This window comes from Ruania halotolerans, from assembly GCF_021049285.1.
Taxonomy (GTDB): Bacteria; Actinomycetota; Actinomycetes; order Actinomycetales; family Beutenbergiaceae; genus Ruania; species Ruania halotolerans.
In genome coordinates this window covers 2,175,105-2,191,374 of the sequence record NZ_CP088017.1, presented here as the reverse complement: position 1 = coordinate 2,191,374, position 16,270 = coordinate 2,175,105, and the positions used below count along the sequence as shown (strand labels likewise).

Annotated in this window: 15 protein-coding genes; 13 read left to right on the top strand and 2 right to left on the bottom strand. The window is 67.1% G+C overall.

Features of this window, described 5'->3' with window-relative positions; translation table 11 throughout:
- Positions 1 to 54 precede the first annotated feature (54 nt).
- The 12 genes from pdxS (at position 55) to LQF10_RS09665 (ending at position 11,995) form a co-directional block, all read left to right on the top strand.
- A complete protein-coding gene (gene pdxS / locus LQF10_RS09720; RefSeq protein ID WP_231067297.1) occupies positions 55 to 960 on the top strand; it encodes a pyridoxal 5'-phosphate synthase lyase subunit PdxS in 906 nt (301 codons plus the stop codon).
- Between the two features lie 10 nt (positions 961 to 970).
- Positions 971 to 1,564: an NUDIX hydrolase gene (locus tag LQF10_RS09715; protein WP_231063660.1), complete on the top strand. Its 594-nt coding sequence runs from the start codon at positions 971 to 973 to the stop codon at positions 1,562 to 1,564.
- Complete coding sequence (pdxT, locus tag LQF10_RS09710; protein WP_231063659.1) at positions 1,564 to 2,181, top strand: pyridoxal 5'-phosphate synthase glutaminase subunit PdxT; 618 nt, start codon at positions 1,564 to 1,566, stop codon at positions 2,179 to 2,181. Before LQF10_RS09715 ends, pdxT begins: the two co-directional genes overlap by 1 nt.
- A gap of 62 nt (positions 2,182 to 2,243) precedes the next feature.
- The gene (locus LQF10_RS09705) at positions 2,244 to 3,005 is read left to right on the top strand and encodes a YebC/PmpR family DNA-binding transcriptional regulator (RefSeq protein WP_231063658.1); all 762 of its coding nucleotides are present in this window, start codon (positions 2,244 to 2,246) and stop codon (positions 3,003 to 3,005) included.
- A 75-nt stretch (positions 3,006 to 3,080) separates the two neighbouring features.
- The gene (gene ruvC / locus LQF10_RS09700) at positions 3,081 to 3,677 is read left to right on the top strand and encodes a crossover junction endodeoxyribonuclease RuvC (RefSeq protein WP_231063657.1); all 597 of its coding nucleotides are present in this window, start codon (positions 3,081 to 3,083) and stop codon (positions 3,675 to 3,677) included.
- An 81-nt stretch (positions 3,678 to 3,758) separates the two neighbouring features.
- Complete coding sequence (ruvA, locus tag LQF10_RS09695) at positions 3,759 to 4,367, top strand: Holliday junction branch migration protein RuvA (RefSeq protein WP_231063656.1); 609 nt, start codon at positions 3,759 to 3,761, stop codon at positions 4,365 to 4,367.
- A complete protein-coding gene (gene ruvB / locus LQF10_RS09690) occupies positions 4,360 to 5,388 on the top strand; it encodes a Holliday junction branch migration DNA helicase RuvB (protein WP_435531387.1) in 1,029 nt (342 codons plus the stop codon). Before ruvA ends, ruvB begins: the two co-directional genes overlap by 8 nt.
- A gap of 95 nt (positions 5,389 to 5,483) precedes the next feature.
- Positions 5,484 to 5,894 (top strand): preprotein translocase subunit YajC, encoded by a 411-nt coding sequence (gene yajC / locus LQF10_RS09685; RefSeq protein WP_231063654.1) that lies wholly within the window; start codon positions 5,484 to 5,486, stop codon positions 5,892 to 5,894.
- A 53-nt stretch (positions 5,895 to 5,947) separates the two neighbouring features.
- On the top strand, positions 5,948 to 7,849 hold the full coding sequence (secD, locus tag LQF10_RS09680) for a protein translocase subunit SecD (protein ID WP_231063653.1): 1,902 nt from the start codon (positions 5,948 to 5,950) through the stop codon (positions 7,847 to 7,849).
- Complete coding sequence (secF, locus tag LQF10_RS09675; protein ID WP_231063652.1) at positions 7,849 to 8,949, top strand: protein translocase subunit SecF; 1,101 nt, start codon at positions 7,849 to 7,851, stop codon at positions 8,947 to 8,949. The genes secD and secF overlap by 1 nt, the downstream gene beginning before the upstream one ends.
- 64 nt (positions 8,950 to 9,013) lie before the next feature.
- Positions 9,014 to 9,556, top strand: a complete 543-nt coding sequence (locus tag LQF10_RS09670) for an adenine phosphoribosyltransferase (protein ID WP_231063651.1) — start codon at positions 9,014 to 9,016, stop codon at positions 9,554 to 9,556.
- A gap of 129 nt (positions 9,557 to 9,685) precedes the next feature.
- On the top strand, positions 9,686 to 11,995 hold the full coding sequence (locus LQF10_RS09665; RefSeq protein WP_231063650.1) for a RelA/SpoT family protein: 2,310 nt from the start codon (positions 9,686 to 9,688) through the stop codon (positions 11,993 to 11,995).
- A gap of 82 nt (positions 11,996 to 12,077) precedes the next feature.
- On the opposite strand, the gene LQF10_RS09660 is transcribed toward LQF10_RS09665, so the two are convergent.
- Together LQF10_RS09660 and LQF10_RS09655 are read right to left on the bottom strand one after the other, a co-directional pair.
- On the bottom strand, positions 12,078 to 13,895 hold the full coding sequence (locus LQF10_RS09660) for a DUF349 domain-containing protein (protein WP_231063649.1): 1,818 nt from the start codon (positions 13,893 to 13,895) through the stop codon (positions 12,078 to 12,080).
- Positions 13,892 to 14,692, bottom strand: coding sequence for a peptidylprolyl isomerase (locus LQF10_RS09655; RefSeq protein WP_231063648.1), 801 nt, complete (start codon positions 14,690 to 14,692; stop codon positions 13,892 to 13,894). The genes LQF10_RS09660 and LQF10_RS09655 overlap by 4 nt, the downstream gene beginning before the upstream one ends.
- A gap of 198 nt (positions 14,693 to 14,890) precedes the next feature.
- Between LQF10_RS09655 and hisS the strand changes: the two genes are divergently transcribed.
- Complete coding sequence (hisS, locus tag LQF10_RS09650) at positions 14,891 to 16,237, top strand: histidine--tRNA ligase (RefSeq protein WP_231063647.1); 1,347 nt, start codon at positions 14,891 to 14,893, stop codon at positions 16,235 to 16,237.
- Positions 16,238 to 16,270 lie beyond the last annotated feature (33 nt).

The following is a 16,270-nucleotide window of genomic DNA, read 5'->3' as shown; positions in this document are numbered from 1 at the left end:
CGCGGTGCTCCGCCGCCGTCCGCCTACCTGTTCGAGGTCACTGTGTCTGAGTCGATGACGCCCCCGCCCACCCACGGCACTGAGCGTGGTACCGCTCGAGTGAAACGAGGGATGGCGGAGATGCTCAAGGGCGGCGTCATCATGGACGTCGTCACACCCGATCAGGCGAAGATTGCTGAAGATGCGGGCGCCGTGGCTGTGATGGCGCTGGAACGGGTTCCTGCCGATATCCGTGCCCAGGGCGGCGTCTCCCGGATGAGTGACCCGGACATGATCGACGGGATCGTCTCGGCCGTCTCCATCCCCGTGATGGCGAAGGCCCGGATCGGGCACTTCGTGGAGGCGCAGGTGCTGCAGAGCCTCGGCGTGGACTACATCGACGAATCCGAGGTGCTCACCCCGGCCGACTACGCCAACCACATCGACAAATGGGCCTTCACCGTGCCCTTCGTCTGTGGTGCGACGAACCTCGGCGAGGCGCTGCGCCGGATCACCGAGGGCGCCGCGATGATCCGGTCCAAGGGTGAGGCCGGCACCGGTGACGTCTCCAATGCGACCACTCACATGCGCCAGATCCGCCAGCAGATCCGTCGCCTGCAGAACCTGCCGGACGATGAGTTGTTCGTCGCCGCGAAGGAGCTGGCTGCCCCGTACGAGCTGGTACGCGAGGTCGCGACCGCCGGCAAACTGCCGGTGGTGCTGTTCACCGCCGGTGGCATCGCGACTCCTGCCGACGCCGCCATGATGATGCAGCTCGGCGCCGAGGGAGTGTTCGTGGGATCGGGCATCTTCAAGTCCGGCAACCCCGCCGAGCGCGCTGCCGCGATCGTGCGAGCGACCACCTTCTACGATGATCCGGCCCAGGTGGCCGATGCGTCCCGCGGCCTGGGCGAGGCCATGGTGGGTATCAACGTCGACGACCTGCCGGTCGCACACCGGCTCGCCGAGCGTGGCTGGTGAGCGCGAGGGCGTGACCGGCTCGAACCTCGGGCCCGACTGGCAACGACTGCCCGACGGGACCGCGTTCCGCCGGGCGGCACGCGTGGTCGTCTTCGACGACGATGGACGCGTGCTGCTCGCCCGCGGACACGATGCGGATCAGCCCGAACGCTCGTGGTACTTCACCATCGGCGGCGGTATCGAACCCGGGGAGACTCCGCGCGAGGCCGCCGTTCGCGAACTGACCGAGGAGACGAGCCTGGTCGTCGATCCGGACAGGCTCGTCGGTCCGGTGCTGACGCGGGCGGCGGAGTTCGACTTCCTCGCTGAGACCGTGCGCCAGGATGAGGTCTTCTACCTCGCGCATGTGCGCACGGGGGTGAGTGTGAGCACCCACGGCTGGACCGCCGTCGAACGAGGGTTCATGGACGAGGTGGCCTGGTGGCATCCCGAGGATCTCGCTCAGGTGAGCGTGGAGATTTTCCCTGCCGAGCTTCCCGAATTGCTTCGAGCCTGGCGTCAGGGATGGGACGGAACGGTTCTCGCGTTAGGTCTGCAACGCGAGGATGTCGCCATCACCGGCTCGCTGCCGGACACTGACGACGGCGATGGGCAGATGCGTTGATGAGCCCCCCGGTGATCGGAGTGCTCGCGCTGCAAGGCGACGTACTCGAGCACACACGTGCACTCCAGCAGTGCGGTGCGCGGACCGCACCGGTTCGCCGCGCCAGCGAGCTCGCGGAGGTGGACGCCCTCGTCTTGCCGGGTGGCGAATCCAGCACGATCGACAAACTGCTCCGGCGATTCGACGTGATGCACCCGCTCCGCGAACGCATCGCGGCGGGTCTGCCGGTGTACGGCTCATGTGCGGGCATGATCCTGCTGGCCGACCGGATTCTCGACGGTATCGAGGGCCAGCAGACCGTTGGTGGTTTGGACGTGACAGTCCGCCGGAACGCGTTCGGGCGGCAGGTGGACTCCTTCGAGGAGGCCCTTCACGCGCCTGCTCTGGGCGCGGGATCGAGTGACGCGCCGATGCGAGCGGTGTTCATCCGGGCGCCATGGGTCGAGACGGCAGGTCCGAGCGTGCAGGTGCTGGCCACGGTGAGCACGGGACCCGCGACCGGTAGGATCGTTGCAGTACGTCAGGGTGCGCTGATGGCGACGGCCTTTCATCCCGAGATCAGCGGGGACGTGCGCGTCCACCGCGCTTTCCTCGATCTGGTCCATGCGCACCGCTGAGTCACGTGCTTCGTAGGGCACACGCTGCGGGGCACACGAACTGATGCGAGAGGTGAACACACATGTCGGGTCACTCCAAGTGGGCGACGACCAAGCACAAGAAGGCGGCGATCGACGCCAAGCGGGGCAAGCTCTTCGCGAAGCTGATCAAGAACATTGAGGTGGCCGCTCGCACTGGCGGTGCGGACCCGGCCGGGAACCCGACGCTGTACGACGCGATCCAGAAGGCGAAGAAGTCATCCGTTCCGAACGACAATATCGAGCGCGCGCTGAAGCGTGGCTCGGGCGATGAGGCCGGTGGCGCCAACTACGAGACGATCATGTACGAGGGGTATGCGCCCGGTGGCGTGGCGGTGCTGGTCGAATGCCTGACGGACAATAAGAACCGCGCAGCCTCGGACGTGCGCGTGGCGTTCACCCGCAACGGCGGTTCACTTGCCGATCCGGGCAGCGTCTCCTATCTGTTCACCCGCAAGGGCGTGGTGCTGGTCTCCAAGACGGACGGGCTCACCGAGGACGATGTACTCGCGGCGGTGCTCGATGCCGGCGCCGAAGAGGTGAACGACCTTGGCGAGTCCTTCGAGGTGCTGAGCGAGGCGACCGACCTGGTGGACGTCCGCACGGCGCTGCAGGGTGAAGGCATCGACTACGACTCTGCTGAGGCTCAGTTCGTGCCCGCCACGCAGATCGAGGTGGACGCCGATGGCGCACGAAAGATCTTCCGCCTGATCGAGGCGCTCGAGGACAGCGACGACGTGCAGAACGTCTTTGCGAACTTCGATGCCTCTGACGAGGTGCTCGCCGAGCTCGACGCCGACGACTGATCCCGCGCCGGGTCGTGGGTACGCCAGCGGGTGTCGGTCAGCGCTGCGGTATCACCAGGCTGAGAGAGTGAGGATGTGAGTTTTCGCATTCTCGGCATCGACCCTGGCCTGACCCGGTGCGGTCTCGGCGTGGTCGAGTCCCGTGGCCGGGAGCTGCGGCTCATCGATGTGCAGGTGGCGCGCACGGAGCCCGGCGATGACCCCAGCACTCGGTTGCGAATGATCGCAGATGAGATCGATGCCTGGATCACCCGGCTGGAGCCTGATGCAGTGGCGGTCGAACGGGTCTTCGCCCAGCACAACGTGCGCACGGTGACCGGAACCGCACAGGTCGCGGGCCTGGCGATGGTGGCAGCCAGCAGGGCCGGCATCCCGGTGGCCCTGCACACGCCGAGCGAGGTCAAGGCGGCGGTGACGGGTCACGGCCGGGCCGAGAAGGCTCAGGTGCAGGAGATGGTCCGGCGGCTCCTTGGGCTTGATCAGGCGCCGCGGCCCGCCGATGCAGCCGATGCACTGGCGCTGGCTATCACACATGCGTGGCGTGCCCACGCCGTCGGTGCGATCCATCAGTCCGGCGCAGCGGAGCAGACCGGGGCGCAGCGCGCGTGGGCGCAGGCCGAGGCTCGTGCGCGCTCGGCGGGTCGTGCGCGGCAGGTGGCTCGCGGCAGGTAGTCTCGGCACTCGTACGGATGTTCGCGAACATGTGTCCGAGTTCCGTCCTCATCGTCTCCCCGGCCACGAAAGGATCGCCACATGATCGCTTCGGTGAGCGGTCGCGTTGCGCATATCGGACTCGACGCCTGCGTGCTCGAAACCGGCGGGCTTGGGTATCGCGTGCACGCCACGCCGGGCACGTTGGCGCGTCTACGCAGCGGGGCCGAGGCCACGTTGGCCACCACGCTGGTGGTGCGCGAGGACTCCATGACGCTGTTCGGATTCGTCGACTCCGAAGAGCGTGACGTGTTCGAGATGGTGCAGACCGTCAGCGGTGTCGGCCCGCGACTGGCGCTGGCGATGCTGGCCGTGCACAATCCCGAGGATTTGCGCCGCGCCGTGGCCACTGAAGACACCAAGGCACTCACGCTCGTTCCGGGGATCGGCCAGAAGGGAGCTCGCCGGATCATCCTGGAGTTGGGTGATCGGCTCGGCCCTGCGACCGAGGGCGCCCCGCCGACACCGGCAACGGCGTCGGCGGCGAGTACGCGCGCCGATGTGGTGGCGGCTCTGACGGGGCTCGGCTGGGCGGTCAAACAGGCCGAATCGGCCGTCGATGCCGTGCTGACTAATAGCTCCCAGGACGAAGCGGACACCGGCGCCGTGCTCCGTGCCGCCCTGCTGCATCTCGGTGGTGGACGTGGCTGAGCATGAGGACCACCTGCTCGCCGCCGAGGCCGATGAGCTGGACCGGGCCGCTGAGGCGGCACTGCGGCCGCGCCGGCTGGATGAGTTCATTGGGCAACCCGTGGTGCGCGACCAGCTCTCGCTGGTGCTCGATGCCGCGAATGCACGCGCTAAACCGCCCGATCATGTCCTCCTCGCCGGGCCGCCAGGGCTCGGAAAGACCACACTGGCGATGATCATTGCCGCCGAGGTGGGCGGATCGCTGCGCATCACGTCCGGTCCGGCTGTGCAACACGCGGGGGATTTGGCGGCGATCCTCTCGGCGGTGCAGGAGCAGGACGTGCTGTTCATCGACGAGATCCATCGGCTCGCCCGGCCTGCCGAGGAGATGCTCTACCTCGCGATGGAGGATTTCCGGGTGGACGTCGTGGTCGGCAAGGGACCGGGCGCCACTGCCATCCCGCTCTCCCTGCCCCATTTCACTGTGGTGGGCGCCACCACCCGGTCGGGACTGCTTCCGGCACCGTTGCGGGATCGATTCGGGTTCACCGCGCATATGGACTTCTACTCTCACGACGAGCTGGAGTTGGTGCTCACCCGATCGGCTCGTTTACTCGGGGCTGAACTACACCCCGATGCCGCTGCACAGATCGCCTCGCGCGCCCGGGGTACACCGCGGATCGCGAACCGTCTGCTGCGGCGCGTCCAGGACTGGGCGCAGGTGCGCGGTACGGGCGCGCTGGACCTGGCCGCCGCGATGGCAGCCCTGGACGTTTTCGAGGTGGATCGGCGTGGGCTGGACCGCCTGGACCGGGCTGTTCTGCGCGCCCTGTGCGAGCGGTTCGGCGGAGGCCCGACGGGCCTGACGACGGTCGCGGTGGCCGTGGGAGAGGAACCAGAGACAGTGGAGACGGTGGTCGAGCCGTTCCTCGTCCGGGAGGGGCTCATGGTGCGCACACCACGCGGTCGCGTCGCCTCCGCGGCGGCCTTCGCCCACCTGGGGTTGACACCGCCGAACCCGGCAGCGACTCTCTGGGAGTGACGTGGTGGTTGGTGGCCCGCGGCCGGTCACCTACAATCGAGCGGACCGTTGTCTTCTGAAGACCTGACTTCTCACTCGCTGGAGCGTGCCTGCTCATGGATCCCACATTTCTGATCATCCTGGTCGTCGGACTAGGTGCTCTCCTCTTCCTGAACTGGCGCACTCGCAAGCAGCAGCAGGCGAAGCTCTCCTTTCGAGACGACCTCACCGAGGGGCAGCAGGTCCAGACCATCGGCGGCCTGATCGGGACGGTCGTGGCAGTCGAGGGCGAGACGGTCACCTTGGAGTCCGGCCCGGGGACCCAGCTGAAGTTCGTCAAAGCAGCGCTCGCACGCCTGATTGAGGATGAGGACGCCGTCGACGACGACGGTGAGGACGAGGACGCCCTGGCCGAATCGGATGACGAGCACGTGAGCGAGACCTCCTCGACTACCGACGAGCCGCGGAACGCGGCCTTCGAGACCCGGGACGAGCTCAAGGACATGCGCCGGGACGACCGGATCTGAGTTCCCACCGCCGCCGGGCCGTGAGGGTCGGCGCCTGCTAGGAAGAAGTACGAGTGGCTACACGTAATCGGGTGCATCCTGCGCGCTCCGTGATCCTCCTCGCTGTGATCACCGCCTTACTCTTCGGGGGCCTGGGCGCGGCGACCAAGTGGTCGGACGGTCAGCTCACCCCAAGCCTCGCCCTGGATCTCGAAGGAGGCACCCAGCTCATCCTGCAGCCGACGGCCGAGGGCAGCGAGGTGACTGAGGATCAGATCGCCGAGGCGATTCGCATCATGCGCCAGCGGGTGGACGCCAGCGGTGTGGCTGAGGCCGAGATCACCAGCCAGGGCGGGCAGAACATCGTCGTTGCGCTACCGGGGAACCCGACTCAGGAGACCCTCGATCTGGTTCGCCGCAGCGCGCAGATGCGATTCCGTGTGTTGCTGACCGAGGCCGGCCCTGGCCCGATCGACCCATCCGCTCTGGAGGCGCTTGAGGATCCGGAGGCTGCAGATGAGGAGCCTGCGCAGGAGCCTGCTGATCCCGCTGACTTCACGGAGGCAGAACTCGAGGAAGCGGCCCGGACCGCAGCCGATCAGGACGGCGATGGCGAGCTCTCCGACGAGCCGGCCACGGAGCCGACGAGCGCCTCGGACACGGCGTGGATCACCGAACAGGTGCTCTTCGACTTCTACCGCCTGAACTGCACCGATCCCGCCAACCTGGTTGGCGCCGGCGGCGACGATCCCGACGCTCCCTTGGTGGCCTGTGCCGAGGACGGCACGGCCAAGTACATCCTCGGTCCTTCCGAACTGGCCGGAACCGATATCGAGAACGCGAACTCCGGCTTGTACGTGGACCAGCAGGGCAATGTCACGAACGAGTACATCGTGCAGATCACATTCAACGACGCCGGCGGTGAGGTGTTCTCCGACATCACCGAGCGGCTCGCCGGGTTGGCGGGAACCGGTCAGAACCGGTTCGCGATGGTGCTGGACCGTTTGGTGATCTCCTCTCCCAGCGTGGACACGCCGATCCCGGGTGGCGAGGCGTCGATCCAGGGGAGCGCAGCAAATCCGTTCACCCAGGAGGAGACGCAGGCGCTGGCGAACCAGCTGAATTTCGGTGCCTTGCCGATCACTTTCGAAGTGCAGAGCCAGGACCAGATCTCTGCCACGCTCGGTGCCCAGCAGCTCGAACGGGGCATCATCGCCGGCCTGATCGGTCTGGTGCTGGTGGTCTTCTACTCGTTGCTGCAGTACCGCGGACTTGGTTTGGTGACGATGGCGAGCCTGCTGATGGCCGGTGCGCTCACCTATGGGGCGATCACCGGACTGTCGTCATTGATCGGCTATCGGCTCTCTCTGGCCGGTGTGGCGGGCCTGATCGTGGCGATCGGTATCACCGCCGACTCGTTCATCGTGTACTTCGAACGGATCCGGGACGAGGTCCGCGAGGGGCGACGCCTCGAGGACGCCGTGGATCTCGGCTGGGCTCGTGCCCAGCGCACGATCCTGGCCTCGGACGCCGTCAACCTGCTGGCGGCCGTGGTGCTGTACTCCCTCGCGGTCGGGGGAGTGCGAGGGTTCGCCTTCACTCTGGGCCTGACCACGCTGATCGATGTGCTCGTAGTGTTCCTGTTCACCCATCCGATGATGCAGCTCCTGGTGCGCACCCGATTCTTCGGCGGCGGGCATCGGCTCTCCGGGCTGGACCCGGAACACCTTGGATCCACTGTCCCGCTCTACCGTGGCCGTGGACGGGTACGCACCAGTGCCGAGGCCCCGACAGGTGGCCAGACGATCGCCGAACGCCGTCGCGCAGCTGAGCTCGCGGCACGGGCAGAGCGGGAGCAGCAGTCGGATCCGGACGCTTCCGTTCAGGGCGAGCACTATCCACCGGATCCAGATGCAGCAACGGATGTCCGCGCCGATGCGGCTGCCGGGCCGAGCACGAAGGACGGTGAGCGGTGATGGCGAGTTTCGCCACATTCGGCAACCAGCTCTACACGGGGAGCCGGTCCTACGACATCGTCGGCCACCGGCGGCGCTGGTTCACGGCAGCAGTTGTCCTTGTTCTCCTGTCGATCCTTGTACTCGGTGTGCGCGGGCTGAACGCCGGTATTGAGTTCAGCGGCGGTTCGGAGTTCACCGTCTCTGGCACGTCCACACCTGAGGAGGACATCGCCCACGAGGTCCTCACCGGAGTTGACGCCGATCAGGTAGCCCGCGTGAGCATCGTCGGCGGCGACAGCGTCCGAGTGCAGACAGAGGAACTCACCGACACCGAGACCACGGAACTGGCCGGGTTACTCGCGCAGGCCTATGACGTGGCCCCCGAGGACGTGACATCCTCCTTCGTGGGCCCCGCATGGGGGCAGGACGTGACCACCAAAGCCTTGCAGGCGCTGGTGATCTTCCTGATCCTGGTCAGCGCGGTGATGGCGCTGTACTTCCGCAGGTGGACCATGGCAGTGGCGGCACTCGTGGCCCTCCTGCACGATGTGGTGCTCACGGTCGGGATCTACGCCGCCATCGGCTTCGAGGTCACACCGGCCACAGTGATCGGTTTCCTCACGATCCTTGGGTACTCGCTGTACGACACGGTGGTGGTCTTCGACAAGGTGCGTGAGAACACCGCGGAGCTGGGCGAGCAGACCCGCTACACGTACAGCGAGGGCGCCAATCTCGCGGTGAATCAGACGCTGGTGCGTTCGATCAATACGTCGGTGGTGGGCGTGCTGCCGGTCGCTGCCATCCTTTTCATCGGCGCGTTCCTCCTGGGTGCCGGAACCCTGCGCGATATCGCACTTGCACTGTTCATCGGCATGATTGCCTCGACGGCGTCGTCGATCTTCATCGCGACCCCGTTGCACGCGTTCCTGGAATCACGCCGTCCCCCGATCGCCGAGCACACGCAGACGGTCTTTGCACGGCGCGAGGCTGCCCTCGAGGAGGCGCATGCACGCGGCGAGGACGAGCCAGTGCTCGCCGGTACGGGCGGCCTGGTGGCCGGAGGCCACCAGGGTCACGAGGCTCAACCGCGCCGGAAGCGGGGAAGGCCGCGCAAGTGAGGTCCGGTTCCGCACGGGTTCCTGCTCAGCGCACGTGGCCCGGTGTGGACCGGAGGCCGCCACCATGAGTCCTCTACCCGTGCCCCCCGGGCTGGAAGAGTTGGTCAGGGCGCGGGTTCGATCGGTGCCCGATTATCCCGAGGCAGGCATCGTATTCCGCGATATCACTCCGTTACTCGCCGATGGTACGGCGTTCTCTGCGGTGATCGGTCACCTCGCCGATACGTTCGGCGGCGAAGTGGACACGGTGGCCGGGGTGGAGGCGCGCGGGTTCTTGCTCGCGGCGCCGTTGGCGGCGGTGCTTGGATGTTCGTTGGTGGCCGTGCGTAAGGCCGGGAAGCTTCCGCCTCCGGTGTTGCGCGCTGACTACGAGCTCGAGTACGCGAGCGCCAGCATCGAACTGTCCGAAGGTGCCGTGCGGCCCGGGGCGCGTGTTGCCGTGCTCGATGACGTGCTGGCCACGGGCGGGACGGCCGCAGCTACCTGTGGACTGCTGGAACGAGCCGGGGCCACCGTGACTGGTCTCGGTTTCCTGATCGAGCTTGTCGCGCTACACGGTCGAGAGCAGCTGCCTGGCCGGGTCGTGCATCCTCTGGTGACCTACTGAGCGGCGGCTGATGGCCGCCGTCGGCGCGTAGGATATTTGGATGAGCATGAGGAGCCCCCGCGAAGGGACGCCGAGGTACGAGGTGTACCGAAGCGAGGCACCGCAGTGCTCAGACCAGGACGGCACAGTATGAGTGAGGATCTCGCAGCCGAGCGCGGGGCGGGCGCTGACCAGGTCACGCCTCCGGCGCGCATGCGATCCCGCCTGGTCCGCTTCGGCGGCCGGGCGGCGACGCCGCCGGCCGCGATCGACCCGCTCATCCAGGTGGTCCGCAGTAACCACCCGAAGGGCGATCTCTCGCTGATCGAGCGTGCCTACCGGGTGGCCGAACGCGCGCATACCGGGCAGATGCGCAAGAGCGGCGACCCGTACATCACCCACCCGGTGGCCGTGGCAACCATCCTGGCCGAGCTGGGCATGACGCCACCGACACTCGCGGCCGCCCTCTTGCACGACACGGTGGAGGACACCGAGTACTCGCTGGATGATCTGCGCCGTGACTTCGGCGAGGAGATCGCCCTGCTGGTGGACGGCGTCACCAAGCTGGACAACGTCATCTATGGCGAGGCCGCACAGGCCGAGACCGTCCGCAAGATGGTGATCGCCATGGCCCGGGACATCCGCGTGCTGGTGATCAAACTGGCCGACCGGCTGCACAACGCGCGTACGTGGCGCTACGTCGCACCGGGATCAGCGCAACGCAAAGCCCGCGAGACACTCGAGATCTACGCCCCATTGGCGCACCGCCTGGGGATGAACACCATCAAATGGGAACTCGAGGACTTGTCCTTCGCCACGCTCTACCCGAAGGTCTATCAGGAGATCGTGCACCTGGTGACTGAGCGTGCTCCCGCGCGTGAGGAGTTCCTCTCCGTGGTGCGCACCCAGGTGATCGAGGATTTACGCGCCGCGAAGATCAAGGCCACGGTGACGGGCCGACCCAAGCATTACTACTCCATCTACCAGAAGATGATTGTGCGCGGCCGCGACTTCGCCGACATCTACGATCTCGTGGGCGTGCGGGTTCTGGTGGATTCGGTGCGCGACTGCTACGCCGCGCTTGGTGCGCTGCATGCGCGGTGGAACCCGGTCCCTGGCCGGTTCAAGGACTACATCGCCATGCCGAAGTTCAACATGTACCAGTCCTTGCACACCACCGTGATCGGGCCCACGGGGAAGCCTGTGGAGATCCAGATCCGCAGCCACGACATGCACCGCCGGGCCGAGTACGGGGTGGCCGCGCACTGGAAGTACAAGGAGAGCGCGCGCGTTCGGTCGAACGCGGAGACCGACGATATGCCCTGGCTGCGTCAGTTGGTCGACTGGCAGCGGGAGACGGCGGATCCGGGGGAGTTCCTGGACTCCTTGCGGTTCGAGATGTCCGGGGCGGAGGTGTACGTGTTCACCCCGAAGGGGGACGTCCTGTCATTGCCCGCGGGTTCGACGCCGGTGGACTTCGCCTACGCGGTGCACACCGAGGTCGGGCACCGCACCGTCGGCGCCCGGGTGAACGGCCGCCTCGTTCCGCTGGAGTCCACACTCGACAACGGTGACACCGTGGAAGTGTTCACCTCCCGTGCCGAAGGGGCCGGGCCGAGTCAGGACTGGCTCGGGTTCGTGAACAGTCCCAGGGCCCGGAACAAGATCCGCTCCTGGTTCAGCAAGGAACGTCGCGAGGAGGCGGTCGATACCGGGAAGACGTTGATGGCCAAGGCGATGCGCAAGCAGAACCTGCCGATGCAACGTCTGCTGAGCCACAACACCTTCGTCGCCGTGGCCGATGAACTGCACTATGCGGATGTCACCGCGCTGTATGCCGCCGTCGGTGAGGGGCACATCTCAGCTGCCACCGTCGTCAAGAAGCTGGTTGCCTCGCTCGGTGGTGAAGAAGGCCACGACGAGGATCTGGCCGAGGTCACTCGCCCGGGCACCACGCGCAGGACAAGAGTGGGGGACCCGGGCATCGTCGTGCGGGGTATGGATGCCGGCGACATGTGGACCAAGCTGGCGAAGTGCTGCACTCCCGTGCCGGGCGATCCGATCGTCGGCTTCGTCACCCGGGGCGCGGGGATCTCGGTGCACCTGGCGGACTGCTCCAATGTGGAGGCGCTGCGCCGTGAGCCGGAGCGGATCATCGACGTCGAGTGGGCACCCGGCGTGCAGAGTGTGTTCCTCGTACAGATCCAGGTGGAAGCTCTCGACCGCAACGGGCTGCTCTCCGACGTCACGAAGGTGCTCTCGGAGAACCACGTGAACATCCTGTCCGCCAATGTCGCCACCTCACGCGATCGGGTGGCCATCTCGAAGTTCGTGTTCGAGATGGCCGAACCATCTCACCTGGGCCACGTGCTGCGTGCCGTGCGCAATATCGATGGCGTGTTCGATGTCTTCCGGACCACCGGATCGCGTTCGGACAAGCCCGCCGGCCTCGATCACTGACCGTCTCGAACACTGACCGGCTCGAGCACTGACCGGCTCGAGCACTGACCCGTGCGCACCGCCTCACGGTGTGGCGGCGGGTTCAGCGGCTGTCGTCAGCGGCGCGCAGCACCTGCTCGAGCCACGCCCGACGTGCCTCCAAGGCCTCAGTGGCTGAGGCGATGGCACGTTCGTCACCCGATGCCTGCGCCTTCTCGAGATCTTGTTCGAGGCCGGCGATCGCGTCCTCCAACTGCGCGGCAGCGCCTTCAGCGCGAGCGCGCACGCGCGGGTTCTTCCTGCGCCACTCGTTCTGGTCCGCATCGCGGATCGCCTCTTCTACCGTGCGCATGCGACCTTCGATCCGCTGCACGTCACCCCGCGGTACCTTGCCGGCTGCTTCCCAACGGTCCTGGATATCCCGGAGCTTGGCCTTCGCTTCCCGGAGATCACCCACGGGTAGGAGCGCCTCGGCCTCGTCGAGAATGGCGAGCTTGACCGTCAGGTTCTCGCTGTACTCCGCGTCGATCTGGGCGTTCGTGGCGTTGCGTGCTTCGAAGAAGACATCCTGGGCTGCACGGAACCGCGCCCACAGGGCGTCGTCCTCCTTGCGGGCCGCCCGCCCGGATGCCTTCCACTCGGCCATCAGGTCCCGGTAGGCGAGCGTGGTGGGCCCCCACTCGGTGGAGTTCGAGAGCGCCTCGGCCTTCTCGATGAGCCGCTCCTTGACCTGCTTCACCTCAGCGTGGGTCTTGTCCAGCTCCGCGAAGAACTGGCGCCGGTTCTTGTCAAAGGTCGAACGCGCAGCGGCAAACCGCTTCCAGAGCGCATCTTCGCTGGCGCGGTCGATCCTCGGCCCGGCCTTCTGTGCGGCCTTCCAGGAATCGAGCAGATCGCGCAGCGTCTGCCCCTGGGCCTTCCACTGCACCCGTGCTGGATCCATGGCGGCAATCTCCTCCGCCTGCTCCACCAGGGTGGTGCGCTCGGCGAGCGCCTGCGCACGTGCCTGCTCGCGTTCAGCGTTGATCTGCCGACGGCGTTCGGTCGCCAACGCCTTGAGCTCATCGAAGCGTGAGCGCAGGCCGTCCAGGTCGCCTACCGCTGCCGGTGCCTCGAGGGCCTCGGCCAGGCTGTGCTGCGTACTGTCCAGGTCTTTGATCGTCAGCTGTGCGATCCGCGCCTCGAACAGGTCCACCTGCGCCTTGAGATCAAGGTAGCGGCGGATGTAGAGGGAGAGCGCCTCGGCTTCGGTGACGTCCGGGAACTGTCCGACGACGCGCTCCTCGCCAGCTTCGCGGACATACACCGTCCCGTCATCGGCGACTCGACCGAATGTGCTGGCGGCCGCCACCTCCGCTGGATCCATCGGCGGTGCCCCCGGGTCGGTCACTGGGGAGGTGGGTACGGCGCCGGGCTCGGGTGCCGGTGACGCGACGGGACTCGGCGGCGTCGCCCCGGCGGCCCGGGGGCGCGTCCTCGGCGCGATGGCCGCCGGCGTCGGAATAGCTGAGGGCTTCGGCACCTGGGCCGGAGTCGGCGTTGCCGGGGGCGCCTCCGTGCTGGGTGCTGGCTCCTCAGCGCCTGATGCTGGTTGCGCCGCGTCGGGTGTTGGTTCCGCCACGCCAGGCATGGGTTCCTCAGTCTCAGCCGGCTGCTGCACCGCATCCGAGGCCGATTCGTCTGCCGTTGATGCGGCGTCCTCAACCGAGGCTGCGGCGTCGGCCTCGGCAGCAGACACCGGATCGGTGACGCCCTCTGGTTCAGCCGTGGCCGTCACCTCGGGGGCCGTCGCGGGTTCCGCTGCTGTGGCCTGGTTGGGTGATTCCTGCCCGTTCGCCTCGGTCGGCACCTGGGGCTGCTGCTCGCTACTCACGGTCTCGCTCGCCTCGTCGTGGTCGGGCTGGGGCTGCTGCTCGGTCACTGGATGTCCACACTCTCGATGATCACGTTCTGGGCTGGTCGGCCGTCCGGACCGCCGTCCACGGTCCCGGCGGCACCGATCTGCTCGAGGATGTCAAGTCCCTCGGTGACCTCACCGAACACGGTGTATCCGCCGGCGGAGTCGCTGGGCAGTGGTACGTCGGCGAAGACGAGGAAGAACTGCGAGCCCATCGACTCGCCGTCATTGCCCTGACGCGCCATCGCCAGGGTGCCGGCGGGATAGATGTCGTCCTCGGGAGCGTTCTCGACCGGACCGAAGGAGTAGCCAGGACCGCCCGTTCCGGTGGCCGTGGGATCTCCGCATTGCAGCAGTGAGTCCGGCAGCAGTCGGTGGCACCCGGTGCCGTCGAAGTAGCCGTCGCCCGCGAGCATCAGGAACGAGGCGACGGCCGCAGGGGCGTCCGCACCGTTCAGGGTCACCGCGATGTCGCCGGCGCTGGTGTGGATGACGGCGTCCCAACTCGTGTCCAGGGAGTCGCTGGCCGGAGGAGGTGTGTCGTAGGTCTGCGGCTGGGTGGTGGGCAGGGGCTCGAGCTCGTCACCGGTCGGTTCCGCCGTGGCCGTCGTCTCCGACTCGGCCGGAGGCGTTGCCTCCGGATCGGTATCACCGCGGGGATTCAACACGATCAACAGCACGACCACCGCAGCCAGCACTGCTACCACCACGGCGCCGACGATCCGTCGCTCCCGAGCCACCTTCGCGGCCTGCTCCTGGCGGGCCGCACGCTTGGCGTACCGACGGCGTGCGTATTCCTTCTCCCGCTTGCTCGGGGACAATCCGGACTCCTCCTCGTGGCCGTGATACCTGCGGCGGGCACATGTCCACCGCCGGTGTCGCGCCCAGCGGGCACAACCTTGCCGATACTAGTTGAGCCTGCCACACGCCGATTCCCTGCACGCAACACCCGCGGTCACGGGATGGTCACAACTCTCGGCGAGTCCGCCATACCCGGTGGCGATGGGAAGATGGGCAGTATGGCTCGAATCTCACCCCTGTCCGGTTTTCCCGAATGGCTTCCCGAGGGCCGCGCCGTCGAGCGCGCAGTCCTGGATTCCATCCAGCACACCTTCGAGCTGCATGGGTTCGCCGGGATCAGTACGCGGGCCGTCGAGCCGTTGGAGCAGTTGCTCAGCAAGGGCGAGACCTCGAAAGAGGTGTATGTGCTGCGTCGTCTGCACGCGGAGAACGAGGGAGAGAACCCCAGCGACAAATCGCTCGGTCTGCACTTCGACCTGACCGTTCCGTTTGCGCGCTACGTCCTCGAACACGCCGGCCAGCTGGCCTTCCCGTTCAAGCGCTACCAGATCCAGTCGGTCTGGCGCGGGGAGCGGCCGCAGGAGGGACGGTTCCGGGAGTTCACCCAGGCCGATATCGACGTGGTCGGTGAGGGGACGTTGCCGTTCCACGCCGAGGTGGAGGTACCGCTGGTCATCGCCGACGCGTTCACGCGCCTGCGCGAGCTCGGTGTACCGCCGGTGCGGATCCAGGTGAACAACCGTAAGGTCGCCCAGGGCTTCTACGAAGGCCTCGGGCTCACCGATGTGGACGGTGTACTGCGCACGATCGACAAGCTCGACAAGATCGGTCCGGATCGTGTGGCCCAGCTCCTGCACGAGCAGAACGATGCCTCGGCCGAGCAAGCGCGTGCCTGCCTCGAGCTGGCTGCCATCACCGGCACCGACGCGAGCGTCGCGGACCGCGTACTGGCCCTGGGTGTGCGCACACCGCTCCTGGATGAGGGCCTCGACGAGTTGGTCCGCCTCGTGGAAGCCGCAGGCCGGCGCACACCAGGTGTGGTGGTGGCGGATCTGAAGATCGCGCGCGGCCTGGACTACTACACAGGCAGCGTCTACGAGACGACCCTGGTCGGGCACGAACAGCTGGGGTCGATCTGCTCCGGCGGACGATATGACTCACTCGCCTCCGATGGCCGCACCAGCTACCCCGGTGTGGGGATGTCGATCGGCGTTACCCGCCTGCTCTCGCGCATCCTCGGCGCCGGCCTGGCGCGCGCCAGCCGCCCGGTCCCCACCGCAGTGCTGGTGGCAGTCACGGATGAGGAGTCACGCGATGCCAGTGACGCGGTAGCGGCCACACTGCGCGCGCGGGGCATCCCGGCCGACGTTGCCCCCTCGGCGGCGAAGTACGGCAAGCAGATCAAGTTCGCGGACCGGCGCCAGATTCCGTATGTGTGGTTCCCGGGCGTGGGGGAGCACCAGGTGAAGGACATCCGCTCGGGCGAACAGGTCACGGCTGAGCCAGCCGTGTGGGCTCCGCCGGCGGAGGACCTATGGCCGCGGGTGACGGCGGCCACACCGTAGGACTGAACCAACGACGGCGGCGGTCCACTCGTG

What these genes read in the sequence shown, in the direction of transcription:
- ruvA (WP_231063656.1), top strand. Translation starts at nt 3,759, where the DNA reads ATGATCGCTTCGGTGAGCGGTCGCGTTGCGCATATCGGACTCGACGCC.
- LQF10_RS09705 (WP_231063658.1), top strand. Translation starts at nt 2,244, where the DNA reads ATGTCGGGTCACTCCAAGTGGGCGACGACCAAGCACAAGAAGGCGGCG.
- pdxT (WP_231063659.1), top strand. Translation starts at nt 1,564, where the DNA reads ATGAGCCCCCCGGTGATCGGAGTGCTCGCGCTGCAAGGCGACGTACTC.
- LQF10_RS09670 (WP_231063651.1), top strand. Translation starts at nt 9,014, where the DNA reads ATGAGTCCTCTACCCGTGCCCCCCGGGCTGGAAGAGTTGGTCAGGGCG.
- pdxS (WP_231067297.1), top strand. Translation starts at nt 55, where the DNA reads ATGACGCCCCCGCCCACCCACGGCACTGAGCGTGGTACCGCTCGAGTG.
- LQF10_RS09665 (WP_231063650.1), top strand. Translation starts at nt 9,686, where the DNA reads ATGAGTGAGGATCTCGCAGCCGAGCGCGGGGCGGGCGCTGACCAGGTC.
- yajC (WP_231063654.1), top strand. Translation starts at nt 5,484, where the DNA reads ATGGATCCCACATTTCTGATCATCCTGGTCGTCGGACTAGGTGCTCTC.
- secF (WP_231063652.1), top strand. Translation starts at nt 7,849, where the DNA reads ATGGCGAGTTTCGCCACATTCGGCAACCAGCTCTACACGGGGAGCCGG.
- hisS (WP_231063647.1), top strand. Translation starts at nt 14,891, where the DNA reads ATGGCTCGAATCTCACCCCTGTCCGGTTTTCCCGAATGGCTTCCCGAG.